This is a genomic window from Chryseobacterium sp. W4I1, assembly GCF_030816115.1.
Lineage (GTDB): Bacteria > Bacteroidota > Bacteroidia > Flavobacteriales > Weeksellaceae > Chryseobacterium.
In genome coordinates this window covers 2495760-2510970 of the sequence record NZ_JAUSXQ010000001.1, presented here as the reverse complement: position 1 = coordinate 2510970, position 15211 = coordinate 2495760, and the positions used below count along the sequence as shown (strand labels likewise).

Below are 15211 nucleotides of genomic sequence, written 5' to 3'. Positions count from 1 at the left end.
ATTTATTTAAAATAGAATCTTATATTTGTTTTTATCTCATCATCAGAATTAAAATCTCAATCATCAAAAACGTTTCACCACCATGAAAAAATATGTTATCGGGCTGGACTATGGTACAGATTCCGTGCGTGCCGTCCTTATTGACACAGAAAACGGAGCAGAAGTAGCTTCCTCAGTTAGTTATTACCAGCGATGGAAAGCGGGTAAATTTTGCAATCCATCGGAAAACAGTTTCAGACAGCATCCTTCAGATCATATAGAAGGTCTGGAGAAAACTATTTCAGAAGTAGTAAAAGAAAGCGGAATACAGCCTGAGCAGATCGTTAGTATTTGTATTGATACTACAGGCTCTTCACCACTTCCTGTAACAAGTGATGGAACATCTCTGGCACTGGTTCCTGGATTTGAAGAGAACCCCAATGCCATGATGATTCTCTGGAAAGACCATACCGCTATCCGGGAAGCCGAAGAGATTAATACCCTTGCCAGGACATGGGGTGGGGAAGATTACACAAAGTTTGAAGGAGGAATCTATTCTTCGGAATGGTTTTGGGCCAAAATATTACACATCAGCAGAGTGGATGCAGAGGTAAAAAATGCGGCTTACAGCTGGATGGAACACTGTGATTACATGACATTTCTTTTATCAGATCATAAAGACCTTGCAACTTTCAAAAGAAGCCGTTGTGCAGCAGGTCATAAAGCCATGTGGCATGAATCATGGGACGGTTTGCCTTCTGAAGAATTTCTCAACAGGCTTGATCCCTCTCTGGGAAAGCTGAGGGAAAGATTATACCGGGAAACGTATACTTCAGATGAGATTGCCGGCCACCTGAATGAAAAATGGGCTGAAAAAACAGGACTAACAACCAATACCATTATCACTGTTGGAACTTTCGATGCCCATGCAGGAGCAGTGGGGGCTAAAGTTGAAGAAAATACACTGATCAGGATTATGGGAACCTCTACCTGTGATATCATGGTGGCTTCAGGAGGGGCCATCGGGAATACAACAGTAAAAGGAATCTGCGGACAGGTTGATGGCTCCGTAATTCCCGGATTGATAGGGCTGGAAGCAGGGCAGTCTGCATTTGGAGATGTACTGGCATGGTATAAAGATATTCTGATGTGGCCGGTTCACAAGATTATAATGCATTCCGAGAGTATTTCAGAAGAACAGAAGGCAAATCTTCTGGATGAAATGGAGCATGAGCTTATCAGAAAATTAACCCTTGAAGCAGAAAAAATTTCTCTTTCAGATACTGTTCCCGTGGCATTGGACTGGGTAAACGGAAGAAGAACACCGGATGCAGACCAGGAACTTAAAGCAGCTATCAGCCAGCTTTCTCTGGGAACAAAGGCGCCCCATATCTTCAAAGCTCTGGTCAATGCCATTTGCTTCGGAGCTAAAAAGATCGTTGACCGTTTTGAAGAAGAAGGTCTGAAAATCAATAAAGTGATCGGTATCGGGGGAGTAGCAAGAAAATTCACCGTTTATCATGCAGACATTGGCCAATGTTCTGGATATGCCAATTGCTGTTGCCGCTTCAGACCAGACTCCCGCTTTGGGGGCCGCTGTTTATGCTGCCGTATCGGCAGGGATTTATCCGACGGTTCAGGAAGCCAGCATGAAAATGGGCTCCGGATTTGAGGCGGAATATCAACCGAAAGCTGAGGAAGTACAGCAATACAGAGACTTAATGCAGCAATACCAGAAGCTCGCTGATTTTGTAGAATATAATACCAAATTAAAAAATAGCAGGAAAGAACTTCAAAACTCCTGATTCTCGAATATTAACCTTTTGAATTACGCTCAAATGAACATGTATAAAGAACTCCAAAGAGAATGTTATGAAGCCAATATGCAGCTGGATGCACTGAAACTGGTGGTCTATACATTTGGAAATGTAAGTGCTGTAGACCGCGACAAGGGCATTTTTGCCATTAAGCCAAGCGGCGTTCCCTATGATGTTTTAAAGCCGGAAGATATGGTGATTTTGGACTTTGATGCCAATGTCATTGAAGGCAGGCTCAGACCCTCTTCCGATACAAAAACACATGCTTACCTGTACAAAAACTGGGAAAATATCGGTGGGATTTCGCATACTCATGCGATCTATTCCGTAGCATGGGCACAGGCACAAATGGATATTCCTGTTTTCGGAACCACCCATGCAGACCATCTCACGACAGATATTCCATGTGCACCACCGATGCGTGATGATCTGATCGAAGGGAATTATGAATACAATACAGGAATACAGATCCTGGAATGCTTTAAAGAAAAGCAGCTCTCCCAGGAAGAAGTAGAAATGGTTCTGATTGGAAACCATGGACCTTTCACCTGGGGTAAAAATGCAGAGAAGGCAGTCTACAATAGCAAAGTGCTGGAGACCATTGCCGAGATGGCTTATCTCACCAGGCAGATAAATCCTGATGCAGAACGTTTGAAAGACGCACTTATCAAAAAACACTATGAACGTAAACACGGCAAGAATGCTTATTACGGACAGTAATTTATACACTAAACGCCTCAACAAAAACAACTATTAACTCAACGATCAATAAAATTATGTTAACACCTCTCAATACCAAGGAAATCTGGTTCATCACAGGAAGTCAGCATTTATACGGACCTGAAACACTGGCACAGGTAGCAGACCATTCAAGGAAAATTGTAGAAGAGCTCGAAAAATCCTCTTTCATCCCGGTAAAAGTTATGCTAAAGCCAACGGTAAAAACTACCGAAGAGATATTTGAAACCATTGCAGCAGCCAATCATGCAGAAAACTGTATAGGAGTAATCACATGGATGCATACCTTTTCACCCGCTAAAATGTGGATCAGGGGACTGAAAATCTTACAGAAACCCCTTCTGCACCTGCATACCCAATTCAACAGAGATATTCCGTGGTCTACGATGGATATGGATTTTATGAATCTTAACCAGGCCGCTCACGGGGACCGCGAATTTGGTTTTATGGTAAGCAGGCTCCGAAAGAACAGAAAAGTAGTGGTGGGGCATTGGTCCGAAGAAAGAGTTCAGAAGCAGATTGGTGACTGGAGTCGTGTTGCTGCAGGCTGGGATGACTGGCAGGGAGCTAAATTTGCCCGTTTCGGGGATAATATGAGATTTGTAGCCGTGACTGATGGTGACAAAGTGGAAGCAGAAACAAAGTTCGGTTTTTCAGTCAATACCTGGGGAATCGGAGATCTTGTCGGAGTGATTAATTCCGTAGGTGAAGGCGAAATAAAAAGTCTGATGGAAGAATATGAAACTTCTTATCACATGGCAGCATCTCTTTTGGAAGGAGGTGCCAACAGAAGTTCGCTGTACACCGCTGCAAAAATTGAATTAGGTCTTGAAAAATTTTTAAAAGAAGGAGGATTTAAAGGATTTTCAGATACTTTTGAAGATCTTCACGGGTTGGAACAGCTGCCGGGAATTGCCGTGCAGCGCCTGATGCAGAAAGGATACGGATTCGCAGGAGAAGGAGACTGGAAAACGGCGGCATTGGTACGGGCCATGAAGACAATGGGGCAGGGGCTTGAAGGCGGAAATGCTTTTATGGAAGATTACACTTATCATTTAGACCCTTCCAATCCTTCCATTCTTGGTTCCCATATGCTGGAAGTAGATCCTGTACTGGCAAACGGAAAACCTTCATGTGAGATCCATCCTTTGGGAATCGGGGGAAAAGCAGATCCGGTTCGCCTTGTCTTCAATTCCAGAGGAAATATCGATTCTCTGAACGCAGCTTTAATGGACTTTGGAAATCATTTCAGGCTCTTAATCAATAAAACAAGAGCGTTAGAAATTACAGAAGATATGCCAAAACTTCCGGTAGCAAGGGTTCTGTGGAAACCTCTTCCTGATTTATATACGGCAGCAGAAGCATGGATACTGGCAGGAGGTGCGCATCACACTTGCTACAGTGAGAATATTTCGGCAGAACAACTGGAAGATTTTGCGGAAATAGCAGGTATTGAATCATTAATCATTGATGAAGATACCAAAATACGTGATTTCAAAAATACACTTCGATGGAACGAAATGTATTATCGTTAACTAATTTTAAAATATATGTAAATAATTATGAGAAAAACAATATATAATGGCATTTTTATTTTATTATTTTTAATTATTTTCGGCTGTCAAAAAGAAAATAGCAAACAGGATATTTCAAAAAAAATGGATAATATTCACACTTCAGATTATGGAGTTTCGCCAAAAGGTGATTCCATTAAAAAATACACTTTAACCAATAAAAACGGGATGAAAGTTGAGGTTATCAACTTCGGTGGAATTATCACTTCTTTAACAGCACCTGATAAGAATGGAAAATACGAGGATGTTGTATTGGGCTTTACAAAACCTGAAGGATATTTCAATGGTAACCCCTATTATTTCGGTGCTTTAATTGGAAGATACGGGAACAGGATTGCCAATGCAAAATTCACGCTGGATGGTAAAACCTATGAAATTGATAAAAATGATGGCTCCAATAGCCTTCACGGAGGAAAAGAAGGATTTCATACCAGATTCTGGAATATTGAACCGGTAAAAGACGCAAAATTCCCAACGTTGAAATTAACCTATATCAGCGCAGATGGGGAAGAAGGATATCCGGGAAAATTAACAACAACCGTTTTTTACACCCTTACAGACGACAATGCTCTGGAAATTTCTTATGAGGCAGAAACTGATAAGCCTACCGTGGTGAACCTTACCCAGCATTCTTACTTTAACCTGTCAGGAAATTTTACAAAACCGATTACCGATCATGAACTGCAGATTAATGCTGATCAATTCCTTCCGGTCAATGAAACATTGATTCCTACCGGTGAGCAGAAAGCAGTAAAAGGAACTTCCTTTGACTTCACGGTTTCCAAAGCCATCGGAAAAGATGTCAATGCAGACGACGATCAGCTGAAAAAAGGAAAAGGATATGACCATAACTGGATTCTGAATGGAAAAGGCATGAGAAGTATCGCCAAAGTGTATCACCAGGGAACGGGAAGATTGATGGAGGTACTCACAGATGAACCCGGTGTGCAGTTTTATTCCGGAAATTTTCTTGATGGAAAATTTGATACCAAAACCGGTGGTAAAAATGAATTCAGAACAGGATTCTGCTTAGAGACTCAGCATTTCCCGGATTCACCTAACCAGGCTTCTTTTCCTTCCACAGAACTGAAACCCAGACAGAAATACCATTCTAAAACCATTTATAAATTCTCTGTTAAAAAGTAAACTATGGGAAAATTAGCAACTATTGATATCATCATATTCCTGATCTATTTTGTAGTGGTAGCTTCCTACGGATTATGGATCTATAAAAAGAAAAAGTCAGAATCTACAGGAAGTAAAGATTATTTCCTTGCGGAAGGATCTTTAACCTGGTGGGCTATCGGAGCCAGTTTAATAGCGTCCAATATCTCTGCTGAACAGTTCATCGGGATGAGCGGCGAAGGTTTTTTTGTAGGAATTGCCGTTGCTGCCTATGAATGGATTGCTGCCGTTGCATTGATCATTATTGCCGTCTGGTTCATGCCTATCTATCTTAAAAATAAGATTTATACCATGCCCCAGTTTCTGGAGAGAAGATATAATAAATCTGTTTCACTGATCATGGCGGTATTCTGGCTGTTTCTGTATGTTATCGTGAATCTCACCTCCATCCTTTACCTGGGAGCCCTCGCTATTGATACCTTACTGGGAGGAGAGCATCTGCACGGTATTATGATCGCCCTTCTACTTATGGCGCTTCTTATTGGCCTTGGAGGGATGAAAGTGATAGGATATACAGACGTTATACAGGTGGCTGTCCTTATTATCGGAGGTTTTGCAACCGTTTATATGGCTTTGCAGATTGTTGATCAAAGAATTAACGGGGCTGCGGTAGGAAATGCTTTGGCCGGATTTAATACCCTGATCAATGAAGCTCCTCAGCATTTTAAGCTGATTCTTGAAAAGCCAAAAACCACCACCACTACTTTGGCAATGCCTCAGAATCTGGAAGTGCAGAAATATGTTGTTTTACCAGGCTTGGCCATGTACTTTGCGGGACAGTGGATTGTGAATCTGAATTACTGGGGATGCAATCAGTATATTACGCAGAGGGCTTTGGGAGCAGATCTGAAAACGGCAAGGACAGGAATTTTATTTGCAGGTTTTCTGAAACTATTCATGCCTGTGATTGTGATGCTTCCCGGGATCGCTGCTTATGTATTATATTCTAAAGGACATCTTCCGGGATTCAACGGAGTAAAAGACGGAGCATACTCTGCAATACTGGGATTTTTGCCTGTAGGGCTTAAAGGATTGGCAATTGCAGCGTTGACAGCCGCGATTGTAGCTTCTCTGGCTGGAAAAGTAAACAGTATTTCCACCATATTTACACTCGATATCTATAAGAAATACCTTAAAGCAGATGCCACAGAAATCCAGATGGTGAGAACAGGCCGCTGGGTAATTATTATTGCAATGATGGCGGCATTGGCCTTTACCTGGACAGATGTTTTGGGAATAGGTGGCGAAGGAGGCTTTACATTTATTCAAAAATATACAGGCTTTATCAGCCCTGGAGTTTTTGCCATGTTTCTCCTGGGAATGTTCTGGAAAAGGACAACCGGAACAGCCGCTCTGGTAGGCGTAATTTTAGGGTTTGTCCTTGCCATTTTTTTCAACAGCTTTGCAGTAGGTATTTTTGGAAAAGAAACCTTAATGTATACAGCATTTACTTATGAAAAACTGGAGAATGGGGTGGTACATACCATTACCGAAATTCCTTTCCTGATCAATATGGGATGGTCCTTTTTTATCACGATTGTGGTAATGATTCTGATCAGCCTTGCAGGGCCAAAGGTCAATCCTAAAGCCTTTGCCATTGATGCAACTATGTTTAAAGTGGATAATAGAACGTTAGTTTTGATAGTACTGACGCTGCTTTTACTGACCGCATTATATGTAAGGTTTTGGTAGACATTGAACCCATAAAAAAGTGAATGATTAATAGTGAATTCGTTTCACTTGTCAATTTTAGAAATTCATCATTGACTTGCGAAAGCAAAAATTGACTTTTCACATAAGAGATAAATTTAATACATAACAAAAATGAATGATCAATAGTGAATTCGTTTCACTTGTCAATTTTTAGAAATTCACTATTGACTTGCGAAGCAAATTGACTTTTCACATAAAAGATAAATTTAGTGCATAGAAAAAGTGAATGATCAATAGAGAATTCGTTTCACTTGTCAATTTTTAGAAATTCACTATTGACTTGCGAAGCAAAATTGACTTTTCACAAATAATAAAAAATAGGATGCTAAAAAGGCATCCTATTTTTTATTGGTTTCAGTTCATCGCTATAAATTTGAACTTGAACAATTGACATGAGGTACCGTAATAATCCCAAAGGCGTAAGTTTGAATTGCCGTCCATGGTACAGTTGGGGATATCCCAGCCACGGGTGGCATCCACCTTGGATAGGATTTTGTAATAACCATTGGAAGCGGCGACTACCTGCCAGGTCTGTGCATCATTACCATAATTCTGCCAAAGCCGGATTGCAGTTCCCAATGTGTTGCTGTTACTGGCCAGATCAATGCAGCGATTGGTTGCACTGGCTTTAGACACAAACCGCCAGTAGCCATTGCCCGCGTCAATAGCAACCCATCGTTGTGCGGCAGCACCATTCCTCGTCCATGGTCTTAACACTGCACCATTGGCGTCCTCTCCGGATTTCAGATCAAGTACTTTGTTGGCATCGGTCTGAAATTCGATCTCGTAAATGCCATTATTGACCAGACTGCTGGTTGTGTTACAGTTGGCAACGGGATAGTTGGAGGCTGCATATTGCTGAAACCATTGTTTGCTTGGGGCGGCGCAGGCTTCCCAATCGTTGTTGTAGGCTGTTCCTGCATTAGGATCGCCCTTGTGGAGGAGATTATCCGGGGCAAGAACATTCCAGCTTACATTTCCTGACTGATCCACAATGTATTTTAAATTGGCGCCAAATCCGCTTCCGCCTGCCGTACCGGTATTACCAATGCCGAAGGTTCCATATCCTTGTGGAGCCCAGTCGGTCTCGGTAATGGCGATCGGTGCAATGTCTGCAACCGGTTTAACATTGATGTTCCATGCATTTTGAAAAGATTGATAGTTGTTGACACCGCCCCAGTAACCCGGATAGATGTGAACAGCATAGCCAATATTACCACCCGTGATCGGATTATTGACATAGCCCTGATAATGCGATTGCCAGCCCGTACCCGGTATCCAGCAAACATTATTGGCTCCATTGTTGCGAATGATGTTGACCAATGGCTGGAAAAAGTTTTTAAGCGCTGCAAAATGTTCGTTTCCTGTAGTACCCCATGTACCGTTTGTCCCTAGGATTTCAACAGGTTCGTTGGCTAATTCAAACATCACGTTGTCCGCATTCTTCAATCCGGGGTGTTGTGAAAGAAAGGTCCATACGGTTTTAAGGTAACTATGATAGGCGTCGTTTACAGCAATACGATTCGGACATACGCCTGGTGGGCGTAGAATGACATACATTCCTCGGCTTCGGGCATGATTAATCAGTGGGATGATTACTTGGTCAGTATAAGTTACCAGGCGGTTATAATTGAATCTTGAGATATCGTTCTCTGGAATAGCTGGGCCAGGATCATTGGTCCAATAAGGATCGATGTGAAGGCGAATGTAATTGAGATACCAGCCATCAGCGGTGCTGCTGAGTTTGCTTATAACTGCTTTGTTATAGTTCAACGCTCCCTGTACATTGTAATTGTCCCAGGTACAGTAGCCGGAATTGGCGCCATATTGACAGCCATTGAACCATGGGCTGGGTGTTATGGCAACCCCATGTAAGACAACGTTATTGCCACAGGGATCTTTGAGGTATTTGCCGCCCACATGCAAGGGCGGTATTATTTCCAATGAAGATGCCTCTGCTTTGGCACTTAGATTTTTTTCAGATTCTTCTAGTAAAATTTTTTCTTCCATCCGGGAGCAGCTGGAAAGAATGGTTAATAGAAATGCTAGAAGTAACCACATTTTGTTTGTTCTCATAATTTATATATTAATATTAAGGGTGATTATTAATTTTATTTTTTAGCCATCAATGCTTCGGTTTCCATCTTCTTGTGGAAATAATAATAGTTTCGGTTGTATTTATATAAAAAGTACAATCGTTTGGTAAGATTCTTCAGGAACAGTTGTAAGTAAAAGATTGAATAATTATTTTCCGAGCAGACCTACTTAAATGAAAGCAAGCAGGGTATTATGAAAATATTAAATCTTATTAATTTTTGTTATTGTATATTTATAAAAGTACTAATATTATTAAATATAAAACAATATTTTATTGAAAATTAACGTAAAATTTAATATCATAAATAGAGCAATTGTTAGATAGTCATAATGTATATAAATAGGGCGAAATAAAAAACCTTATCATAAATTTTCATTAACATACACATCAAAAAAGACGGAATTACTATTTATCTTGCTTCAAAGTTGTTCATATTAGCAAAAAAAATCTCGCAAAACGAGATTTTATACTATTTATCTTAGTGTAGTATAAGGTAGGCGAAGGGGTAAAAGTTTAGAGATTAAATTAATAAATAATTCTGGAAACTCTCGTATCCGAAAAATTAAACAGGTTTTAAGTATCAGATTTTAAACATAAATCCCTGCGAAATTTTTTTCTTGTATTTTTTTTCGTCAAAGCGATAAAGAAAAGATCCTTTTCTGGAAGAGGTCATGTCCTTCTTATTGGTATTCACAAGAATATCCATACTGTTGATCTTGCTGGTAAAATTACGTTTGTCGAATTTCTCACTCAGAATGGCTTCATAAAGGTTCTGGAGATCCTTCATCGTGAATTTTTCGGGAAGAAGCTCAAAGCCTATAGGCCCGGTGGATGCTCTTCTTCTCAATCTGGCTGCAGCATCCCGTACCATATCATTATGATCAAAAATAAGGCTGGGGGCATTTTGGAATTCAAACCATTGTGCACTGTATTGATCATTGATCTGAATGTCTTTTTCAATATTGATCAACGCATAATAGGAAATTGACATAATTCTGGCTGTAGGTTCACGTTTAATTTCCGTATAGCACTTCAGCTGCTCAAGATAAATATTTTCAAGACCCGTCAAAGTATGCAGAACCCTGGTTGCTGCTTCGTCAGAAGTCTCATCATTACCGATAAAGCCACCCATCAGAGACCATTCGCCCATCTGTGGTTCAAAATTTCTCTTTACTAAAAGGATTTTAAGATTTTCACCGTCAAAACCGAAAATAATACAGTCAACAGCAACAAGGTGTTTGGGATATTGGGAGTAATCCTCAGTCATCTTTTATATTTTATACAAAGGTAAATTTTTTATAGGTATAATTTTATTTAATTGTGATTTATACACTTTTTAATAGATCATTTATTATTAATAAAACAATGGGTGGTACCTGTTTTTGGGAGCTAAAATTGTTGTTAAAAAGGACCAATACATACCAAATCAGATTAAATAGATATGAACTCAATGTTAAAGTTATGTTAAAATTAAGGTTGGTGTAAATAATAAATAAGTAAAAAGGCTTAACGTTAAAAATACGATAAGGTATTTGTGATATTATTGAAAATTTTATTAAAACACATTCTGAATTCATTTTTATAAGGAATCTCTATCATTCAGGAGTCCTGTTTTTCTGTAAAATGGTAATCTTATTTTTGATGATAAGGGGTGGTGTTTTTTATTGTTTTTAGGGCTTTATCAGAGATTTTAAATGGATAACCAATTGAAGCGGACGGTAAAAATGTTTCGTATGTAGATTCTTTCCATTATTTTAGAAATGTTGAATTAACATTTATTAATGAGCCGAAAACTTTCAATTGTTTTATTATGTTTTGCTTCATTTACCTCCGCACAGGTAAAGAAGAAAATTCGTTATTTCCCTTTGGAAACGGTAAAGTTATCGGAGAGTGTTTTCAATAGAGCAATGACGGCAGACCGTAAGTATATCATGGCTATGGAGCCGGACAGGCTGCTGGCACCTTATCTTAAAGAAGCGGGGCTGAAACCAAAAGCAGAAAATTATCCTAACTGGGAAAGTACAGGACTGGATGGTCATATAGGAGGACATTATATTTCGGCATTGGCTTTAATGTATGCCTCTACAGGAGATCTCAATATAAAGCAGAGACTCGATTATATGACCAGTGAGCTGGAACGCTGCCAGAATATATCATCCGATGGATACATTTCAGGAATTCCTGACGGGAAAAAAATCTGGAAAGAGATTGAACAGGGAAATATACGGGCCTCAAGCTTTGGTTTGAATGACCGATGGGTACCTTTGTATAATATTCACAAACTGTATGCAGGGCTGCGTGATGCCTATTGGTATGCAAAAAGCGAAAAAGCAAAGAAGATACTCATAAGACTTACAGATTGGATGGTGAACGAAGTTTCAGGACTTTCTGATGAACAGATACAGGAAATGCTACGCAGTGAACATGGCGGGCTGAATGAAGTTTTTGCAGATCTTTATGATATCACTCACGATAAAAGATATCTGCAGCTGGCTCACCGGTTTTCAGATCAGGCGATCCTTACTCCGCTTTTGTCCGGAGAAGATAAGCTTACGGGTCTTCATGCCAATACACAGATTCCAAAAGTGATAGGTTACAAACGCATTGCCGATCTTGAAAACAATACGCCCTGGAATAATGCTGCTGATTTTTTCTGGCACAATATTACAGAGAAAAGGTCCTCCATTATCGGAGGAAACAGCGTAAGTGAGCATTTTAATCCCGTCAATGATTTCAGCAGTATGATAAAAAGTATTGAAGGTCCGGAAACCTGCAATACCTACAATATGCTCAAGCTGACCAAAGAATTGTTTGCAACGATGCCTGCATCATATTATATGGATTATTATGAAAAGGCATTGTATAATCATATCCTTTCTACAGAAAATCATAATGATGGTGGTTTTGTGTATTTCACTCCAATGCGTCCCGGCCATTACAGGGTTTATTCACAACCTCAGACCAGTTTTTGGTGTTGTGTGGGATCCGGAATGGAAAATCACGCTAAATATGGAGAAATGATTTATGCCCGGTCGGATAAGGATTTATATGTGAACCTGTTTATTCCTTCCATACTCACATGGAAACAGCAAAAAGTAGTACTTCGTCAGGTCAATAGCTTTCCGGAAGTTCCTGAAACAACATTGATCTTTGATGCTGCAGAAAAGTCAGAATTTGATCTAAAACTGAGATGCCCGGAATGGACATCTCCTTCGGAAGTAAAAATTCTGATCAACGGAAAACAGGAGAAAGTACAGCGTGGTTCCGACGGTTATTTTACACTGACTAAAAAATGGCAGAAAGGAGATGTCGTGAAAATGAATTTACCCATGCATCTTTTCGCGGAACAATTACCTGATCACTCCAATTATTATGCATTTAAATACGGACCTGTAGTACTTGCCGCAAAATACGGAACCGAAAACCAGCAGGGACTTCTTGCGGATGACAGCAGAGGCGGTCATATTGCTCACGGCCCCCAGATTCCCTTAAACGAAATTCCTGTTATCCTTGGAAATCCTTCCGAGATTGTCAGCCATGTTACACCTTTGAACAATACACCGCTAAATTTTGTTGTTAAAGGTCTTTATCCATCTGAGAAATTCGGAGAAGGAATCAGTCTTGTGCCGTTTTACAGCGTTCAGGAAGAAAGATATATCCTGTACTGGCCGCAAGCTGACAAAAACGGGATAGAAAATATACTGAAACAGAGAGCAAAAGAAGAACAGGAAATCATAAAGCTGGATATGATCACCACAGATAAGATCCAGCTGGGAGAACAGCAACCGGAATCAGATCATTTTATAGAAAGCAAAGATTCCGGGACAGGCTATATGGAAGACCGGCATTTCCGTGAGGCCAAAGGCTGGTTCAGTTACCAGATGAAAAATAGTGAAAAAAATGCTTCCTATCTTTACCTGCTATATTTTGATGCCAATACCAACCGTATGCTGAATGTTGAGATCAATGGTAAAAAAATCATTGCTCAGAATCTGGAAGGAAAGTCTGGAAGCTCCCCTCAATATATTGTCGTTCCGATACCGGATTCAGAGAAGAATAAAGAAAATCTTACTGTAAAATTTCTGGCAGAAGAAAAACGAATGACCGCTAAAGTCATAGAAGTCCGTTTACTGAAAGGAAATTACGAAAAGAAATAAAGCTGAAACAAAACTAAAAAACAGATTTTTCCATGAAAAACAGAACCCTAAACTTATTATTTTTTCTGGCAGCAATTTGCAGTTTTCATGCAAAAGTAAGGCTGCCTGCCTTGGTTTCAGACGGAATGGTCCTCCAGAGAAATCAGGATCTGAAGCTCTGGGGATCTGCAGATGCAGGAGAAAAAATTACGATTAAGTTTATCAATAAGACCTATAATGCCACAGCTGACCAAAATGGCAACTGGAATCTTATGCTTCCAAAATTTAATGCCGGCGGCCCCTATATCATGACAATTAATGAGATCACCCTTAAAGATATTCTTATTGGTGATGTCTGGGTAGCTTCAGGACAATCCAATATGGAACTTCCGATGCGCAGGCTGAAACCTCTTTACGAAAATGAAATTAAAAATGCCAATAATCACGATATAAGATTCTTCACAGTTCCGCAGAAATACAATTTTAAAGCTCCGCAAAATGATCTTGACGGAGGAAAGTGGGAAAGTACAGACCCTCAGACCATTCTTAATTTTTCAGGGGTTGCTTATTTCTTTGCCAAAGAACTTAACGGAAAAAATAAAGTTCCTGTAGGAATCATTCATACCAGTCTGGGAGGTTCTCCCGTTCAGGCCTGGATGGATGAAAAATCACTGAACAAATATCCGGAATATCTGGCTGAAGCAGAAAAATGGAAAAATGATGCCCTGATACAGTCTACGGAATCCCAGGAACAGTCAGTAAGCAAAGCATGGTATGCAGAGCTTGATCAGAGTGACATCGGGCTGAATCAGCATTGGGAAAAAGATGATGTAAATGCTTCCGACTGGAAAACAATGACGGTTCCGGGATCGTGGGAGGATCAGGAAGGTCCGTTTGACGGTTCGGTATGGTTCCGTAAAGAAATTATCCTGCCCAAAGGTGCAGACCAGAAAACTGCATTTTTAAATCTGGGAAGGATAAAAGATGCTGATGTTACTTATATCAATGGAATCAAGGTAGGAAATGTAACCTATGAATATCCGCCACGCTGGTACGATATTCCGAAAGGTGTTTTAAAAGAAGGAAAGAATATCATTACGGTAAGAGTCATCAATGGCAGCGGAAAAGGACAGTTTATTGCCGATAAGCCCTATTATCTGGAAATTGACGGACAAAAAACAGATCTGAAAGGTGAATGGAAATATAAAATAGGAGCTAAAATGGACAAAATGGCTCCCGGACAAACGTTTATCCGCTGGAAACCGGTAGGACTTTATAATGCTATGATTAATCCGCTGATCAATTATAAAATCAAAGGATTTATCTGGTATCAGGGGGAAAGTAATACAGGGAAATCAAAAGAATACGAAGACTTGCTGTCCACAATGATCTCAGACTGGCGTTCAAAATGGAATAAAAGTGATCTGCCATTCTTTATTGTACAGCTTGCCAATTTCATGGAAAAAAAAGATGTTCCTGTGGAGAGCAACTGGGCGGAGCTGAGAGAGCAGCAGAGACAGGTTTCTCTCAATGTTCCTTATACAGGGCTGGCAGTAACCATTGATTTGGGAGAATGGAACGATATTCATCCGCTCAATAAAAAAACAGTGGGTGACAGACTGGCTTTACAGGCTCTGAAAATCGGGGACGGGAAAAAAATAATTGCCGACGGACCTGTTTACCAGTCTATGAAAATACAGGGAAATAAAATTATTCTTTCCTTTAAGCCGGGAACAGATGACCTGGTGCAGGGAAACCTCAAAGGTTTTGCCATAAAGCAGAAAGATGGAAACTACCAATGGGCAAATGCAAAAACAGAAGGTAATAAAGTCATTGTATGGGATGATCAGGTAAAAAGTCCTGTTGCTGTACGCTACGATTGGGCAGATAACCCTGATGGCAATCTTAAAAACAAAAGCGGACTTCCTGCTTCACCTTTTACAACAGAAAAAAAATAATTTAACATAGAAA

General features: G+C 40.0%; 8 protein-coding genes and 1 pseudogene. 7 read left to right on the top strand and 2 right to left on the bottom strand.

Features of this window, described 5'->3' with window-relative positions:
- Window positions 1-82: 82 nt before the first annotated feature.
- From QF044_RS11620 to QF044_RS11600, 5 genes and pseudogenes are all read left to right on the top strand, one after another.
- Window positions 83-1784 (top strand): annotated as a pseudogene (locus QF044_RS11620) (ribulokinase).
- 33 nt (window positions 1785-1817) lie between these two features.
- Window positions 1818-2516 (top strand): L-ribulose-5-phosphate 4-epimerase, encoded by a 699-nt coding sequence (locus QF044_RS11615; protein ID WP_307267261.1) that lies wholly within the window; start codon window positions 1818-1820, stop codon window positions 2514-2516.
- A gap of 56 nt (window positions 2517-2572) precedes the next feature.
- Window positions 2573-4069 carry an L-arabinose isomerase gene (gene araA, locus QF044_RS11610; RefSeq protein WP_307267259.1) on the top strand — a complete coding sequence of 499 codons (1497 nt, stop codon included), beginning with the start codon at window positions 2573-2575 and terminating at the stop codon, window positions 4067-4069.
- 27 nt (window positions 4070-4096) lie between these two features.
- Window positions 4097-5254, top strand: coding sequence for an aldose epimerase family protein (locus QF044_RS11605; protein ID WP_373462625.1), 1158 nt, complete (start codon window positions 4097-4099; stop codon window positions 5252-5254).
- 3 nt (window positions 5255-5257) lie between these two features.
- The gene (locus QF044_RS11600) at window positions 5258-6985 is read left to right on the top strand and encodes a sodium/solute symporter (RefSeq protein WP_307267253.1); all 1728 of its coding nucleotides are present in this window, start codon (window positions 5258-5260) and stop codon (window positions 6983-6985) included.
- Between the two features lie 375 nt (window positions 6986-7360).
- Here the strand turns inward: QF044_RS11600 and QF044_RS11595 are convergent, their stop codons facing one another.
- Together QF044_RS11595 and QF044_RS11590 are read right to left on the bottom strand one after the other, a co-directional pair.
- Window positions 7361-9016: an RICIN domain-containing protein gene (locus QF044_RS11595; RefSeq protein WP_307272003.1), complete on the bottom strand. Its 1656-nt coding sequence runs from the start codon at window positions 9014-9016 to the stop codon at window positions 7361-7363.
- A 668-nt stretch (window positions 9017-9684) separates the two neighbouring features.
- On the bottom strand, window positions 9685-10371 hold the full coding sequence (locus QF044_RS11590; protein WP_307267250.1) for an NUDIX domain-containing protein: 687 nt from the start codon (window positions 10369-10371) through the stop codon (window positions 9685-9687).
- A gap of 514 nt (window positions 10372-10885) precedes the next feature.
- On the opposite strand from QF044_RS11590, the gene QF044_RS11585 reads away from it, so the two are divergent.
- Both QF044_RS11585 and QF044_RS11580 read left to right on the top strand, forming a co-directional pair.
- Window positions 10886-13261 carry a glycoside hydrolase family 127 protein gene (locus QF044_RS11585; RefSeq protein WP_307267248.1) on the top strand — a complete coding sequence of 792 codons (2376 nt, stop codon included), beginning with the start codon at window positions 10886-10888 and terminating at the stop codon, window positions 13259-13261.
- 32 nt (window positions 13262-13293) lie between these two features.
- Window positions 13294-15198, top strand: coding sequence for a sialate O-acetylesterase (locus tag QF044_RS11580; RefSeq protein WP_307267245.1), 1905 nt, complete (start codon window positions 13294-13296; stop codon window positions 15196-15198).
- The last annotated feature ends 13 nt before the right edge of the window (window positions 15199-15211 follow it).